The sequence below is a fragment of the Streptomyces sp. SID12488 genome (assembly GCF_010548275.1).
Classification (GTDB): domain Bacteria; phylum Actinomycetota; class Actinomycetes; order Streptomycetales; family Streptomycetaceae; genus Streptomyces.
Genome location: NZ_JAAGLT010000003.1, coordinates 25,490 through 41,199 on the forward strand (window position 1 = coordinate 25,490; position 15,710 = coordinate 41,199).

Annotated in this window: 12 protein-coding genes; 6 read left to right on the forward strand and 6 right to left on the reverse strand. The window is 69.9% G+C overall.

Going from position 1 to position 15,710, the window contains the following annotated elements:
• The first annotated feature begins 548 nt into the window (after nucleotides 1-548).
• Together G3I56_RS06275 and G3I56_RS06280 are read left to right on the forward strand one after the other, a co-directional pair.
• Nucleotides 549-5,522: an NAD-glutamate dehydrogenase gene (locus tag G3I56_RS06275; protein WP_164407877.1), complete on the forward strand. Its 4,974-nt coding sequence runs from the start codon at nucleotides 549-551 to the stop codon at nucleotides 5,520-5,522.
• A gap of 151 nt (nucleotides 5,523-5,673) precedes the next feature.
• On the forward strand, nucleotides 5,674-6,111 hold the full coding sequence (locus G3I56_RS06280; RefSeq protein ID WP_343239879.1) for a GtrA family protein: 438 nt from the start codon (nucleotides 5,674-5,676) through the stop codon (nucleotides 6,109-6,111).
• A 160-nt stretch (nucleotides 6,112-6,271) separates the two neighbouring features.
• Here G3I56_RS06280 and G3I56_RS06285 read toward each other — a convergent pair whose 3' ends face one another.
• Both G3I56_RS06285 and G3I56_RS06290 read right to left on the reverse strand, forming a co-directional pair.
• Complete coding sequence (locus tag G3I56_RS06285; protein ID WP_343239880.1) at nucleotides 6,272-7,105, reverse strand: ABC transporter ATP-binding protein; 834 nt, start codon at nucleotides 7,103-7,105, stop codon at nucleotides 6,272-6,274.
• Nucleotides 7,098-8,030: an ABC transporter permease gene (locus tag G3I56_RS06290; RefSeq protein ID WP_164407878.1), complete on the reverse strand. Its 933-nt coding sequence runs from the start codon at nucleotides 8,028-8,030 to the stop codon at nucleotides 7,098-7,100. The genes G3I56_RS06285 and G3I56_RS06290 overlap by 8 nt, the downstream gene beginning before the upstream one ends.
• A gap of 199 nt (nucleotides 8,031-8,229) precedes the next feature.
• Here G3I56_RS06290 and G3I56_RS06295 point away from each other — a divergent pair, with 199 nt between their 5' ends.
• Complete coding sequence (locus G3I56_RS06295) at nucleotides 8,230-8,865, forward strand: TetR/AcrR family transcriptional regulator (protein WP_164407879.1); 636 nt, start codon at nucleotides 8,230-8,232, stop codon at nucleotides 8,863-8,865.
• An 88-nt stretch (nucleotides 8,866-8,953) separates the two neighbouring features.
• Here the strand turns inward: G3I56_RS06295 and G3I56_RS06300 are convergent, their stop codons facing one another.
• Entirely contained in the window at nucleotides 8,954-9,142 is a 189-nt protein-coding gene (locus G3I56_RS06300; protein WP_164407880.1) for a hypothetical protein, read from the reverse strand.
• A gap of 204 nt (nucleotides 9,143-9,346) precedes the next feature.
• On the opposite strand from G3I56_RS06300, the gene G3I56_RS06305 reads away from it, so the two are divergent.
• Entirely contained in the window at nucleotides 9,347-10,498 is a 1,152-nt protein-coding gene (locus G3I56_RS06305; protein WP_164407881.1) for a histidine kinase, read from the forward strand.
• Nucleotides 10,499-10,550: 52 nt separating this feature from the next.
• Nucleotides 10,551-11,195, forward strand: a complete 645-nt coding sequence (locus G3I56_RS06310; protein WP_164407882.1) for a response regulator transcription factor — start codon at nucleotides 10,551-10,553, stop codon at nucleotides 11,193-11,195.
• A 14-nt stretch (nucleotides 11,196-11,209) separates the two neighbouring features.
• On the opposite strand, the gene galE is transcribed toward G3I56_RS06310, so the two are convergent.
• Entirely contained in the window at nucleotides 11,210-12,211 is a 1,002-nt protein-coding gene (galE, locus tag G3I56_RS06315) for a UDP-glucose 4-epimerase GalE (protein WP_164407883.1), read from the reverse strand.
• A gap of 67 nt (nucleotides 12,212-12,278) precedes the next feature.
• Nucleotides 12,279-13,547, reverse strand: a complete 1,269-nt coding sequence (locus tag G3I56_RS06320) for a glycosyltransferase family 87 protein (RefSeq protein WP_343239881.1) — start codon at nucleotides 13,545-13,547, stop codon at nucleotides 12,279-12,281.
• Between the two features lie 117 nt (nucleotides 13,548-13,664).
• On the opposite strand from G3I56_RS06320, the gene G3I56_RS06325 reads away from it, so the two are divergent.
• Entirely contained in the window at nucleotides 13,665-15,278 is a 1,614-nt protein-coding gene (locus G3I56_RS06325; protein WP_239134749.1) for a glycosyltransferase family 39 protein, read from the forward strand.
• On the opposite strand, the gene G3I56_RS06330 is transcribed toward G3I56_RS06325, so the two are convergent.
• Nucleotides 15,241-15,699, reverse strand: a complete 459-nt coding sequence (locus G3I56_RS06330; protein WP_164407884.1) for a MarR family transcriptional regulator — start codon at nucleotides 15,697-15,699, stop codon at nucleotides 15,241-15,243. The two genes, G3I56_RS06325 and G3I56_RS06330, sit on opposite strands and share 38 nt — an antisense overlap.
• Nucleotides 15,700-15,710 lie beyond the last annotated feature (11 nt).

Consider the following 15,710-nt stretch of genomic DNA (forward strand, 5'->3'; position numbering starts at 1 on the left):
ACGGCCCGTGGCTGTCATGGCAGACACCCCGCCGTTCGCCCCGGGCGACGCGGAGGCCCGGCGGCTGTCTTCGTCGGTGGGGCAGCCGCCGCCGTTCGGGCGTTTCGGGCCTCCCTTTTTCTCCACTGTGCAGAACGGCAAACTTCACGACCCGTCTTTGTACACAAATGGCGCATGACGTGGCCCCCGTGATGAGCGATAGCCTGGTGGCGTGATCAGCGCGATACGTCGCGGGGGCGTCATGGCCCCTGCCCTGCGCCCGGAACGCACGGACCACATCCGTGCCCGGGTGGCGATCGCTGGTCGGCGCGGGCGGGACGGAACCCCGAGGGTTCCCAGGACGCCGTACGCATCCCACGGACCGGCGCCCGCGAGAGCAGCGTCACACTCCGCCGGGGTGCCGAGAATGGCTGATAACCCACCGCTCTTCCCACCCTGCGGCATAGCGTCGGAACAGACCGGACACCCCGCGTCGAGGCGTTGTGCCGGAAGAGGGACCGTACTTCCTTCTACGTCACGCAACGGCGCGCGACAGGAGCCAGAGGACAATGCAGACCAAGCTGGACGAAGCCAAGGCCGAGCTGCTCGAGAGGGCCGCCCGGGTAGCTGAGAACAGCCCGGTCGGGGGCTACCTACCGACCGGGACGACACGTGCGACCGCGCCCGGCGGGGACCCCGGAACCCCGGACCACGACACCGTGCTCGCGTTCCTCCAGCGCTACTACCTGCACACCGCCCAGGAGGACCTCGTCGGCCGCGACCCGGTGGACGTCTTCGGCGCTGCCTTCTCGCACTACCGGCTGGGCGAGACACGTCCGCAGGGCACGGCGAGCGTGCGGGTGCACACCCCGACCGTCGAACAGAACGCCTGGACGTCCAGCCACTCCGTCGTCGAGGTCGTGACCGACGACATGCCCTTCCTCGTCGACTCGGTCACCAACGAACTGTCCCGGCAGAACCGCGGCATCCACCTCGTCATCCATCCGCAGTTCGTCGTACGACGGGACCTGACGGGCCGGCTCATCGAGGTGCTGCCCGACCGGGCCACCGGGAGCGCGACCGCCGGGGGCGCCGAGCTGCCGCACGACGCGCACGTCGAGTCGTGGATCCACGTCGAGATCGACCGCGAGACCGACCGCGCCGATCTGAAGCAGATCACCAACGACCTGCTGCGCGTGCTGTCCGACACCCGTGAGGCCGTCGAGGACTGGGAGAAGATGCGCGACGCGGCGCTGCGCATCGCCGAGGAACTGCCCAAGGAGCCGACCGCCGACGATCTGGTCGACCAGGACGTCGAGGAGGCGCGCGAGCTGCTGCGCTGGCTCGCGCGGGACCACTTCACCTTCCTCGGCTACCGCGAGTACGAGCTGCGGGGCGACGACTCGCTGGGCGCCGTGCCCGGGACCGGGCTCGGCATCCTGCGGGCCGATCCGCACCACTCCGAGGACGAGGGCCACCCGGTCAGCCCGTCCTTCGAGCGGCTGCCCGCCGACGCCCGCGCCAAGGCCCGCGAGCACAAGCTCCTCGTACTGACGAAGGCCAACAGCCGCGCCACCGTCCACCGTCCTTCCTACCTCGACTACGTCGGGGTCAAGAAGTTCGACGAGAACGGTGAGGTCGTCGGTGAGCGGCGGTTCCTGGGGCTGTTCTCCTCCGCCGCCTACACCGAGTCCGTGCGCCGCGTGCCCGTCGTCCGGCGCAAGGTCGAAGAGGTGCTGCGGGCCGCCGGGTTCTCGCCCGACAGCCATGACGGCCGCGATCTGCTCCAGATCATGGAGACCTACCCGCGCGACGAGATCTTCCAGACGCCGCCCGACGAACTCCGGGCGATCGTCACCTCGGTGCTCTACCTCCAGGAGCGGCGCCGACTGCGGCTCTACCTCCGCCAGGACGAGTACGGGCGCTACTACTCCGCGCTCGTCTATCTGCCCCGGGACCGGTACACCACCGGCGTACGGCTGCGGATCATCGACATCCTCAAGGAGGAACTCGGCGGTACCAGCGTCGACTTCACCGCCTGGAACACCGAATCCATCCTGTCGCGGCTGCACTTCGTCGTCCGCGTCCCGCAGGGCACCGAACTGCCGCAGCTGTCCGACCAGGACAAGGAGCGCATCGAGGCGCGGCTCGTCGAGGCCGCCCGGTCCTGGGCCGACGGCTTCGGCGAGGCCCTCAACGCCGAGTGCGGCGAGGAGCGCGCCGCCGAACTGCTGCGCCGGTACGGCAACGCCTTCCCCGAGGGCTACAAGGCCGACCACACTCCGCGTGCCGCCGTCGCCGACCTCGTCCACCTCGAAAAGCTGGGCGTCGGCACGAACTTCGCGCTGAGCCTGTACGAGCCGGTGGGCGCCGCGCCCGGTGAGCGCCGCTTCAAGATCTACCGCACCGGCGAGTCCGTCTCGCTGTCCTCCGTGCTCCCCGTCCTCAACCGGCTCGGCGTCGAGGTGATCGACGAGCGGCCGTACGAGCTGCGCTGCTCGGACCGGACCACCGCGTGGATCTACGACTTCGGGCTCCGGCTGCCCAAGTCGCTGAGCAGCGGCGGGGATTATCTCGGGGACGACGGCCGCGAGCGTTTCCAGGAGGCTTTCTCGGCCACCTGGACCGGGCAGGCCGAGAACGACGGTTTCAACGCGCTGGTGCTGAGCGCGGGCCTCGACTGGCGGCAGGCGCTGGTGCTGCGCGCGTACGCCAAGTACCTGCGCCAGGCCGGTTCCACGTTCAGCCAGGACTACATGGAGGACACCCTCCGCAACAACGTCCACACCACTCGGCTGCTGGTGTCGCTGTTCGAGGCGCGGATGTCGCCGGACCGGCAGCGGGCGGGCGTCGAGCTGACCGACGCACTCCTGGAGGAACTGGACGCGGCCCTCGACCAGGTGGCCTCCCTCGACGAGGACCGCATCCTGCGGTCGTTCCTCACCGTCATCAAGGCGACCCTCCGGACGAACTTCTACCAGGAGAGCGCGGGCGGCAAGCCGCACGACTACGTCTCCATGAAGTTCGACCCGCAGGCCATCCCGGACCTGCCCGCGCCGCGTCCGGCGTACGAGATCTGGGTGTACTCGCCGAAGGTGGAAGGCGTCCACCTGCGGTTCGGGAAGGTCGCGCGGGGTGGACTGCGCTGGTCGGACCGGCGCGAGGACTTCCGTACCGAGATCCTCGGGCTGGTCAAGGCGCAGATGGTGAAGAACACCGTCATCGTGCCGGTCGGCGCCAAGGGCGGGTTCGTCGCCAAGCAGCTGCCGGATCCGGCTGTGGACCGGGACGCGTGGCTCGCCGAGGGGGTCAGGAGCTACAAGACGTTCATCTCGGCGCTCCTCGACATCACCGACAACCTGGTGGCCGGCGAGGTCGTGCCGCCCGCCGACGTCGTACGGCACGACGAGGACGACACCTATCTCGTCGTCGCCGCCGACAAGGGCACGGCGACCTTCTCGGACATCGCCAACGAGGTCGCCCAGGCGTACAACTTCTGGCTCGGGGACGCCTTCGCGTCGGGCGGCTCGGCCGGGTACGACCACAAGGGCATGGGCATCACCGCGCGCGGCGCCTGGGAGTCCGTCAAGCGGCACTTCCGCGAGCTGGGCGTCGACACCCAGAGCGAGGACTTCACCGTCGTCGGTGTCGGTGACATGAGCGGTGACGTGTTCGGCAACGGCATGCTGCTGAGCGAGCACATCCGTCTTGTCGCCGCCTTCGACCACCGGCACATCTTCATCGACCCGAAGCCCGACGCGGCCACCTCGTACGCCGAGCGGCGGCGCCTGTTCGAGCTGCCGAGGTCCAGCTGGGCGGATTACGACAGCCAGTTGATCTCCGCCGGGGGCGGCATCTTCCCCCGTTCCGCCAAGGCCATTCCGGTCAACTCGCACATCCGCGAGGCGCTCGGCATCGAGGCCAAGGTCGCCAAGATGACACCGGCCGACCTGATGAAGGCGATCCTCCAGGCGCCGGTCGACCTGCTGTGGAACGGCGGCATCGGCACCTACGTCAAGGCGAGTACGGAGTCGCACGCCGACGTCGGTGACAAGGCCAACGACGCCATCCGCGTCGACGGCGCCGACCTGCGCGTCCAAGTCGTCGGCGAGGGCGGCAACCTCGGGCTCACCCAGCTCGGGCGGATCGAGTTCGCACAGGTCGGCGGGAAGATCAACACCGACGCCATCGACAACAGCGCGGGCGTGGACACCTCCGACCACGAGGTGAACATCAAGATCCTGCTCAACTCCCTTGTCGTGGAAGGCGACATGACCGTCAAGCAGCGCAACAAGCTGCTCGCCCAGATGACCGACGAGGTCGGCACGCTCGTCCTGCGCAACAACTACGCGCAGAACACGGCCATCGCCAACGCCCTCGCCCAGTCCAAGGACATGCTCCACGCCCAGCAGCGCTTCATGCGTCACCTGGTCCGGGAAGGGCACCTGGACCGGGCGCTCGAGTTCCTCCCGACCGACCGGCAGATCCGCGAACGCCTCAGCGGCGGCCAGGGGTTGACCGGTCCGGAGACGGCCGTGCTCCTCGCGTACACGAAGATCACGGTCGCCGACGAGCTGTTGAAGACCTCGCTGCCCGAAGACCCTTACCTGCGCCGCCTGTTGGACGCCTACTTCCCGAGCGCGCTGCGCAAGAAGTTCCCCGAGCAGATCGAGGGGCACGCGCTGCGCCGCGAGATCATCACGACGGTCCTGGTCAACGACACGGTCAACGCGGGCGGTACGAGCTTCCTGCACCGGCTGCGCGAGGAGACCGGCGCCTCGCTGGAGGAGGTGGTGCGGGCCCAGACCGCGGCTCGCGCGATCTTCAACTCGGCCGCGGTGTGGGACGGGGTCGAGGCGCTCGACAACACCGTCGAGGCCGCCGTCCAGACCCGGATCCGCCTCCACTCGCGGCGACTTGTCGAGCGCGGCACACGCTGGCTGCTCAACAACAGGCCGCAGCCGGTACAACTCACGGAGACCGTCGAGTTCTTCGGCGAGCGGGTCGGTCAGGTCTGGTCCCAGCTGGCCAGGTTGCTGAGCGGCGCGGATCTGGAGTGGTACCAGAAGATCTACGACGAGCTGACGGGCGCCGGCGTCCCCGACGAACTCGCCACCCGGGTCGCGGGCTTCTCGTCCGCCTTCCCGACGCTGGACATCGTCTCGGTCGCCGACCGGATGGGCCGTGACCCGATGGATGTCGCCGAGGTCTACTACGACCTCGCCGACCGCCTCCACATCACCCAGCTCATGGACCGCATCATCGAGCTGCCGCGCGCCGACCGCTGGCAGTCCATGGCCCGCGCGTCCATCCGCGAGGACCTGTACGCGGCCCACGCGTCCCTCACGGCGGACGTCCTCGCGGTCGGCAACGGCTCGTCGACGCCCGAGCAGCGCTTCAAGGCGTGGGAGGAGAAGAACACCGCGCTCCTGGGCCGGGCTCGGACGACCCTGGACGAGATCCAGAGCTCGGACGACTTCGACCTGGCGAACCTGTCGGTCGCGATGCGGACCATGCGGACGCTGCTGCGGAGTCACTCGTAGGCGGTAAGCGGTACGCGCGCAACAGGGGCGCCCCGAGCCATGACGGCTCGGGGCGCCCCTGGTTTTCTTGACAACTGTTAGAGAAAAGCAGACGGGGAATTTACCCTTTCCTGCTAGCCGGGACGCCTCGGATAAAGTCGCGGGCGTGAGTGTGAATGTCTCCGAGGACCGGCTGTCCGTTCCTGCCCGACCGGTGCGGCGCGTAATCCTTGAAGCGGTGAAATTCGGAGCCGTCGGCGGCAGCGGTGTCCTGGTGAACTTCCTGTTCTTCAACCTGCTGCTGCACGGCTTCGGTTGGCGGGCGATGACGGCCACCGTCCTCGCCAGCCTCATCGCCATGGGCACGAACTTCCTGGGCTTCCGCTATTTCACGTACCGGGACAGGGCCTCACGTACCAGGCAGCAGATCGCGCTGTTCTTCGTGTTCAGCGCGATCGGCATCGCGATGGAAAGCGGCTTGTTCTACATCGGTTATCACGGTCTGGGATTGCACGGGCCCGTCGAGTCGAATGAGGTGAAGGGCGTCTCGATCGTGCTCGCATCGGCGTTCCGCTTCCTCGTCTACCGGACCTGGGTGTTCCGGCACTGAGCGCTCGCGGGAAGCACGGTGACGAACCTGCGGGCCGGTGGGGGCTGGTCGCTCCCCCACTCTCGGCTTCGCTCGACCGGGGGGACCCCCATCGCGGCGCAGCCGCAGATCGACACAGCCCCGCGCCCCTTTCGGGGCGCGGTGGCACGCCCGGCAGGCCCTATGCGGCCTGGGCGGGCTTGGCCGGGCGGTTGGTGAAGGCCTCGTACTCCTTCAGTACGTCGTCCGTCGGGCCGTCCATCCGGAGTTCGCCGCGTTCCAGCCACAGGACGCGGTCGCAGGTGTCGCGGATCGACTTGTTGTTGTGGCTGACCAGGAACACCGTGCCCGCGTGCTGGCGCAGCTCGCGGATGCGTTCCTCGGAGCGCATCTGGAACGAGCGGTCGCCGGTCGCCAGCGCCTCGTCGATCAGCAGCACGTCGTGGTCCTTGGCGGCGGCGATGGAGAAGCGCAGGCGGGCGCCCATGCCGGAGGAGTACGTCCGCATGGGGAGGGTGATGAAGTCGCCCTTCTCGTTGATCCCCGAGAAGTCGACGATGCCCTGGTAGCGCTCCTTGATCTGCTCCCGGGACATGCCCATCGCGAGACCGCCGAGATAGACGTTCCGCTCGCCCGTCAGGTCGCCCATCAGGGCCGCGTTGACGCCGAGGAGGGAGGGCTGGCCGTCTGTGAAGATGCTGCCGTTCTCCACCGGCAGCAGTCCGGCGACCGCCTTGAGCAGTGTGGACTTGCCGGAGCCGTTGGTGCCGATCAGGCCGATGGCCTCGCCGCGGTAGGCGACGAAGGAGACGTTCTTGACGGCGTGCACCTTGCGTACACCGGCCGCCTTCTCGCTCTGCTTGCGCCGCATCATGCGGTTGAGGGCGGCGGTCGCGGTGCCGCGTCCGGCGCCCGTGCCGTTGACCCGGTAGACGATGTCGACGCCGTTGGCGACGACGGTGGGAATCTGCCCGTTCGGTGTCTCGTCCTGGATGTTGTTCGGGTTCTCAGCCACGGCCGTACGTCTCCTCAGCCTTCCAGAAGTAGATGAAGCCGCCGACGCCCGCGAGCAGCGCCCAGCCCGTCGCGACCGCCCAGACGTGCGGCGGCAACGAGCTGGAGTGGTAGCTGTCGATCAGGGCGAAGCGCATCAGGTCGATGTAGATCGCCGCCGGGTTGTTCTTCAGCATCAGCGTCACCACGTGCGGCATGTGGTTCTTCGCGGACAGCTTGTCGAGGCTCCACATGACCCCGGACACGTACATCCAGGTGCGCAGCACGAACGGCATCAGCTGGGCGATGTCCGGAGTCGACGCGCCCATCCGCGCCATGATCATCGACACGCCCGCGTTGAACACGAACTGGAGTGCCAGGGCGGGGATGACCAGCAGCCAGGACGCGGTGACGGGGATCCCGAAGCAGAGCAGGATCACGATCAGCGCGGCCATCGAGAACAGCAGCTGCTGGAGCTGCTGGATGCAGAAGGAGATCGGCAGGGCCGCGCGCGGGAAGTGCAGGGCCCGGACGAGGCCGAGGTTGCCGGCGATCGCGCGGGTGCCCGCCATGATCGAGCTCTGCGTGAACGTCCAGATGAACACGCCCGTGACAAGGAACGGGATGTAGTCCGGCACCCCGTGCTTGGTGCCCAGCAGGACGCCGAAGATGAAGTAGTAGACCGCCGCGTTGAGCAGTGGGGTCATCACCTGCCAGATCTGGCCGAGCTTTGCCTGGCTGTACTGGGCGGTGAGCTTGGCGGTGGCGAACGCGGTGATGAAGTGGCGCCGCGCCCACAGCTGGCTGACATAGGTGCGCAGGGTGGGGCGGGCGCCGCTCACCGAGAGGCCGTACCGGACGGCGAGCGCCGTGAGGTCGTCGCCGGCCTGCGTGACCTGCCAGGGGGTTGGCGTGGACTGGGGCGGCGTGTCGAGGGCCTGGCTCACATCCGCTGCTTTCGCTCGGGGGGAAGGGGGTGCGCGAACGGTTCCCGTTTCAGGCGTCCCCCGCCGGTTCCTTGGGTTCCTTACGCGATTCTTGCCATACTCTTACGTCGGGACGGGACCGTATCGTCGTGACGGGAGCGTATTCCGATTCGGCGTCGGAACGCAACCGTTTCGTCGTCACGCCTCTATGCTGGTCCGTATGACGACGAACACCGACGAGCCCGGGACCGCGCCGGCACGGACCCGCCGCCGGGCCCCCGCCGGAGCCGCCGTACTGCGGGAGGACGTGACGGAGGCCATCCGGGCGGCTGTGTTCGAGGAGCTCGCGTCCACCGGATACGCCCGGATGTCCATCGAGGGCATCGCGCGCCGGGCCGGCGTCGGCAAGACGGCGGTGTACCGGCGCTGGCGTTCGAAACTGCACCTGGTGCTCGACCTGGTCTCGGCGATCGCGGTGCAGGGGCTGCCCGCGCCGGACACGGGCACGCTGGAGGGCGACCTGCGGCTGCTGTACGAGCTGACGTCCCGCGCGCTGCGCCACCCGGTGGCCTCGCAGGTCATCCCCGACCTCCAGGCGGAGGCAGCCCGCAACCCGGAGATCGCCGACGCCATGCAGAAGGCGCTGCGGGAGGGGCAGGAAGGCGTCGCGAGCGGGATCGTCGCGGCGGCGGAGGGGCGGGGAGAGGTCCGCTCGGGCATCGACCCCGACCTGGCCCTCGACCTGATCTCGGGGCCGCTCTACTGGCGCTCGGTCGTGATCCGGAACCCGAAGCTGCCGAAGGGGTATCTGGCGTCTCTGGCCCGGGCGACCACGGCGGCGCTGAAGGCGCTGTAGCGGGCCGATCCGTACGACGGAACGGGGGCGGGCGGTGACCATGGTCACCGCCCGCCCCCGTTCCCGGGCCTTTGTCGCCCGGTGATCGTCAGGCCTGCTGTCCCTGGCTCCGGCCCTTCAGCAGGGCCATCCCCGCGCCCAGCGACACGACTCCCATGCCCGCGCTGGTCGCGAGGCCCTGTGCGCCGTCCACCGCGAAGGGCGCCACCGCCGCGACGCTGAGGTTGAACAGGAACAGGAACCAGAGGACCGGACGGGACGAGAGCAGCGCCTTCATGGGATTTTCCTTCCGAGGTGGGCAGCTCCTTCCGACCGGTGCGAGCCGAGTGGGGGAGCCGTGAACTTCCGAGATCAACGATCCCGGCATCCGCCCGCCGCCACGAGGGAGTGCTCTCCCGAACCGATGGTGTAGCCCGCTACACCATCACCCGGGAGCGGACTCTCCCGCGCTCCCGCCGACCCGTCGCCTAGCCTGATGACCATGTGGAAGACACTGCGGCAGGCAGCGCGGGCCACGGTCCAGCTGGTCGCGGTCGCGATCCTGGCCTTCGGCTCGTACATATTCATCACCGTCCTGCTGATCACGGCCACCGTCTCGCTCGCGGTCGTCGGCATCGGGATGCTCCCCGAGACGGTTCTGCTCATCCGCCGGATCGCCGGCACCAAGCGGCGGATGGCGACCGAGTGGTCGGGCGCGGAGATCCCCGAGGCGTATCTGCCGATCGAGGGCCGGCTGAAGGAGAAGCTGCGCATCGTCGTCCGCGACCCCGGTACGCGCACCGACCTGCGCTGGATGCTCGCCCACTACGTGTACGGCGCCCTGCCGCTGCTGATGATCCCGCTCTGGCCGGTGGGCCTCGTCGTCGACGGTGTCTGGTGCGGGCTGTTGGGTCACGGGGCCGTCGTCCTCCCCCTGATCAGCAGGCTCGCCGACCTCGACGCCTCCTGGTCGGCCGCGCTGCTCAAGCCCTCGCCCAAGGCGCAGCTCGTAGAACGCGTCGAACAGCTGAAGGCGACCCGGGCGGACGCTGTCGCCGCGCACGGGGCCGAACTCCGGCGCATCGAACGGGATCTGCACGACGGCGCCCAGGCCCGCCTGGTCTCCCTGTCCATGCGGATCGGCCTCGCGAAACGGGCGTACGACCGTGACCCGGATGCCGCCCGCAAGCTGCTGGAGGACGCCCAGGACCAGGCCGAGGAGGCGCTGACCGAGCTGCGCAACGTGGTGCGCGGCATCCATCCGCCGATCCTCACGGACCGGGGGCTGGTGGGTGCCGTACGGGCGTTGGCGTCGAGCAGCGGTCTGGAGGTGAGCGTGGTCGACGACGGGGTGGAGGACGGCGTACGGGCGCCCGCGGCGGTGGAGGCCGCCGCGTACTTCGTGATCGCCGAGGCGCTGACCAACGCGGCGAAGTACAGCGGGTCGCCGACCGCCTGGGTCGAACTCGCCCGTGTACCAAGGGGGTTGAAGGTCCGGGTGGGCGACCAGGGCATGGGTGGCGCCGACGAGAAGGGTGGCACCGGACTGCTCGGGATGCGCCGCCGGGTGGCCGCGCTGGACGGAAGCGTGGATGTGTCGAGCCCGGTAGGTGGACCGACCTTGATCGAGGTGGAACTGCCCTGCGTATGGTGAGCGCGACCGCCGCTTGGCCGGTGGGCCGGCCCGGATCGAGAACAGGACCGTCATGCGCGTAGTGATCGCCGAGGACAACGCCCTGCTGAGACAAGGGCTCGTCCTGCTGCTGACGTCGGCCGGGCACGAGGTCCTGGCCGAGGTGGGCAGCGGCCCCGAGGTACTGCCGGCGCTCCTCGAACACCGTCCGGACGCCGCCGTGCTGGACGTCCGGATGCCCCCCGGTTTCCGCGACGAGGGTCTGCGCGCGGCGCTGGAGGCGCGGGAGCAGATCCCCGGCCTTCCGGTGCTGGTCCTCTCGCAGTACGTGGAGGAGTCGTACGCGGCGGAGCTGCTGGGCGGCGGCGCGAGCGGCGTCGGCTATCTCCTGAAGGACCGCATCGGCAGGGTCGACGAGTTCCTGGACGCCCTGGAGCGTGTCGCCGCCGGTGGTACGGCCCTCGACCCCGAGGTGGTCGCCGAACTCCTCGTCCGCCGCCGCGACTCCCCCCTCGACTCCCTCACCCCGCGTGAGCGCGAGGTCCTCAAACTGATGGCGGAGGGCCACGACAACACGATGATCGCCAAGACCCTGGTGGTCACGGACCGCTCGGTCAGCAAACACATCGGCAACGTGTTCCTGAAGCTGGGCCTGCCCCCGACCGACAGCGGACACCGCCGGGTGCTGGCGGTACTGGCGTATCTGAACAACCAGTAGGAGCCAGTGACAGGTCAGGGTGTCGTCGTGTTCGCCTCCGGATGCAGACGCACCCAGCCCTCCCACGCCGAGGTGATCATGTCCTGGACGTCGTGCTTCGCCTTCCAGCCCAGTTCCGTGGCGATGCGCTCGGCGGAGGCCACGACCCTCGCCGGGTCACCCGGGCGGCGCGGGCCCACGACCGGGGGCAGGGTGTGGCCCGTGACGCCGTTCACACGGTCGATCATCTCGCGGACCGAAACCCCTTCCCCCCGGCCGATGTTGAGGGTGAGTTCGCGGCCCGGCGTCGCCTCCAGCGCCCGCGCCGTCGCCACATGGGCCTCCGCCAGGTCCACCACGTGGACGTAGTCCCGTACGCAGGTGCCGTCCGGGGTCGGGTAGTCGTCGCCGAAGACGCGCGGGGGTTCATGGGCCGTCAGGCGTTCGAAGATCATGGGGACGATGTTGAAGACGCCCACGTCCGCCAACTCCGGGGCCGCCGCGCCCGCCACGTTGAAGTAGCGCAGGGAGGCGGTGGAAAGGCCCGTCGCCCGGCCCGTCGCGCGGACCAGCCACTCGCCCGCCAGCTTTGTCTCGCCGTACGGGCTCATCGGTGCGCACGGCGTGTCCTCCGTAACCAGGGCTCCGTCCCGCGCGACGGACGGCATGCCGCCGTACACCGCCGCCGAGGACGAGAACACGAAGGACGGCACCCGGGCCGCCGTGACCGCGTCCAGCAGGACGCGCAGCCCCTCCACGTTCTCCCGGTAGTAGTGCAGGGGGCGGTCCACCGACTCGCCCACCTGCTTCTTCGCCGCCAGATGGACCACACCCGTCACCTCGTGGTCCCGCAGGGCACGCGCCACCCGCTCGCCGTCCAGGGTCGAGCCGACCACCAGCGGTACGCCGTCCGGCACGCGCTCGGCGATTCCGCTGGACAGGTCGTCGTACACCACAGTTCGTTCGCCGGCTTCGGTCATCGCGCGCACGACGTGCGCCCCGATGTAGCCGGCGCCGCCGGTGATCAGCCAGGTCATGTGCGGCCGTCCCCTCGGGTGGTCTGGTGGTCAGGATGGTCGGTCGAACTTTGTCAGTTAACTCCCGTTAAGGCGCACTAAGTTCCCACTCGGGGAGTGGACGGACGGGAGAAGCGGCCGGAAGCGGAACCACGGCCGGGCGGGCCGAGCGCCACAACCGTACGAAGGACAGGATCGCCGCCGCGGCCAGCAGACCGTTGCGTACGACCATCACCGCCACCCCCGTCCAGGTGCAGTGCACGACCTCGGCGTACAGGACCGGATAGTCGAGCCCGCTGACCGCCGCCGCTGCCAGCAGCAGCCACGCCACCGGGCGCTGGCTGGTGTACCGCGAGGTCAGGCACACGGCGGCCAGTCCGAGCAGCCAGACCAGGTACTGCGGGCTGATCACCCGGCTGGTGACCGTGAAGAGGAGTACGGCCGTCAGCGCCGCGTCGAACGGTGTCGCCTCCGTCCAGTGCCGGGCCCGCACCCGCCACAGCAGCAGGAGCCCGAACACCACGGCCGTCAGAGCGAGGGACAGCGCGGCCACGGCCGGGACGTGCGGGCCCACGAACTCCATCGCGCCGTACTGGTAGCGCACGCGCCCCTCCCACCCGGCGCGCGTGGCGAGGGAGAGTGCGGTCCCGCCGAACGACTCGATCTGCACGCCCCGCCCGCCCTGCTGGCGCAGGAAGGAGAAGGGGCTGCTGAAGACCGCCGCCAGGAGGGCCAGCGCGGCCGTCGCCGTGACCGTCGCGGACGTCCACGCCGACCGGGTCGTACGGCCCTTCGGCATGCCCAGCAGCACCAGCGCGGGCCAGACCTTCACCAGGGCGCCCAGTGCCGCGAACACGCCGCACGCGCGTGGGGAGCGCGACAACGTCAACAGGGAGATGACGGCGAACGCCGTGACCTGCACGTCGTAGCGCGCGAGCGGTACCTGGAGGAGGAGCGGCAGGCCGGCCGTCCAGTACCCGGCACCGCGCAGGGAACGGCCCGGACGTCTCCCCGCGCGCGTGAGGGCCAGCAGGATCAGGACGTCGGCGGCGAGCGTGAGCGCCACGAACGCCTCGAAGTACGTCAGCGCCGGCAGCAGCCCGGGCGACAACAGCACCGGACCCGCGCCCGGCGGGTACTGCCACAGCCTGTCGTCCGCCGGGAAAGTGCCCTGCGCGAGGACGCCGTACCAGCGGAAGTACAGCCGCTGCACCTCACGCGCCACCGAGCCGCCGCCGAGCAGCGGGAGGTCGTCGTGGACCAGCAGCCACAGCATCAGGGCCCGGGAGGCGGTCCAGCCCGCGGCGAGGGTGAGGAGGTGGGCGGTGGGTGCGGCGGGTGCGGTGGGTCTCGTCACGGCGGGATCGTAAGCCGCATGAATGGAACATTCACGTCAATTCATCATCAATCACCAACAAAGATTGTCTAATCGCACAAAATCAGGCCAGTGATCAACAGGCCGATGAACAGAGAGATGAACAAGAAGACAGCCGCCGTCGCGGTCCCCGTGATCCCCATGGCCGTCATGCTGGTGATCGGCTGCTGGGGGCTCGACCGGGGCGGCATATGGCGTGACGAGGCGGCCACCTTCCAGGTCGCGCGGCGCACGGTGCCGCAGATCTGGTGGCTGCTGCACCAGGTCGACGCCGTGCACGGCCTGTACTACCTGCTCATGCGGCCGGTCCTCGCCGTCCACCCCGGTGAGATCCTGCTGCGTCTGCCGTCCGTCCTCGCCGCGGTCGCGACCGCCGGCCTCGTCGCGGCCCTCGGCGCCCGCCTGGTCCGCCCGTGCGTCGGCCTCTGGGCCGGTCTGCTGTACGCGATCAACCCGATGGTCGGCCACTACGCCCAGGAGGGCCGGTCGTACGCCCTGGTCGCCGCCGGTGCGGCCGGCGCGACGCTGCTGCTGGTACGGGCGGTCGGGGGCCGCTCCTGGCTGCCGTACGGAGTGGTCGTCGCCGTCACCTGCCTCCTCCACGAGTTCGCCGTACTGCTGCTCCTCGCGCACGCCGTGACCCTCGCGCTCGCCCGCGTCCCCCGGCGGGTGTGGGCGGGCTGGCTGTGCGCGGCAGTCACCGTGGCGCTGGCGCTGCTCCCGCTGGCGCTGGTCTCGCACGCCCAGTCGGCGCAGGTGGGATGGCTGCGGCCACCCGGCCAGGACAGCGTGGACCAGCTCGTACGCCAGTTCGCCGGCCCGACGGACGAGGTCCTCGCACCCTGTCTGATCCTCATGTACGTGGGACTGCGCCGCCCCTGGACCAAGCCCCCCGGCCGTGGCCTGCCCCTCCCGGCCGTCGCCCTCCCCCTGCTCGTCGTACCGCCCGCGATCCTCATGACGGTCTCCCAGTGGTCACCGCTCTACGACGCCCGCTACGTCCTGTACGCCCTTGCCGGCGCCCCCCTTCTGGCCGCCGCCGGGGCCGACCGCATCGCGCGGGCCGTGTCGCGTCTGCCCCGCGCGACCGTCACCGCGGCCGGGGTGCTCGCCGTGGCCCTCGTCTGCGCGCACCAGCTGCCGCTGCTCCGGCAGGACCGTTCCATGGCCCAGCGCGGCGGCGACAACCTCGCCGTCGCCTCCGAGCTCGCGGCCCGTGAACTGCGCCCCGGCGACCCGGTCCTGTTCCTGCCGGCCATCGGACGGCGCTCGGCACTGGCGTACCCGAAGGGGTTCCGCGGCACCCGGGACGTGGCCCTCGCCGAGTCCGCGCGCACGTCCGGCACGCTGTACGGCGTCGAGTCGGACCCGGCCGCGCTACGGCGGCAACTGGCGGGACTGGATCATGTGTGGCTGGTCGCCGAGTCGTATGCCCTGCGCCCGTCCTGGCACCCCGACGGTCCGGCCGAGCGGACCAAACTGGCGGTGGTGGAGAAGGAGTTCGAGCCGAGGAGGGAGCTGGTGGGAAGCGGGGTGACGCTGCGCCTCTATGAGCGCAGGCCCACGCCAGCGCCCTATAGGGGCGCGGGGAACTGCGCGACCAGCCACGACGGCGCCGCAGCCGACCGACGCACCTCAGCGCTTTGCGGCACAGGCACAGGCACAGGCGCAGCGCCTACGCGTCCCGCGCCGCCGCATCCAACGCGACAGTGAGCTCGTCGAGACGAGCCCGCAACGCCCGGATCTCGTCCACGTCGAAGCTGGTCGCCGCGACGATCCGGCGGGGCACCTGAACCGCCCGCTCGCGCAGCGCGAGCCCCTCCTCGGTCGCCCGCACCTCCACCGACCGCTCGTCCCGGGCGCTGCGCTCGCGTCGGACGAGACCGGCCGTCTCCAGCCGCTTGAGCAGCGGTGACAGTGTGCCGGAGTCGAGGCGCAGGTGTTCGCCGACCTTCTTCACGGGCAGCTGTCCGTGCTCCCACAGCACGAGCATCACCAGGTACTGGGGGTAGGTGAGCCCGAGGTCCTTGAGGACCACGCGATAGACGCCGTTGAAGGCGCGGGACGCCGCGTTCAGGGAGAAGCAGATCTGCTGGTCGAGACGGAGGAAGTCCTCGGCGGAGGTTGCTGACATGCCTCCACGAT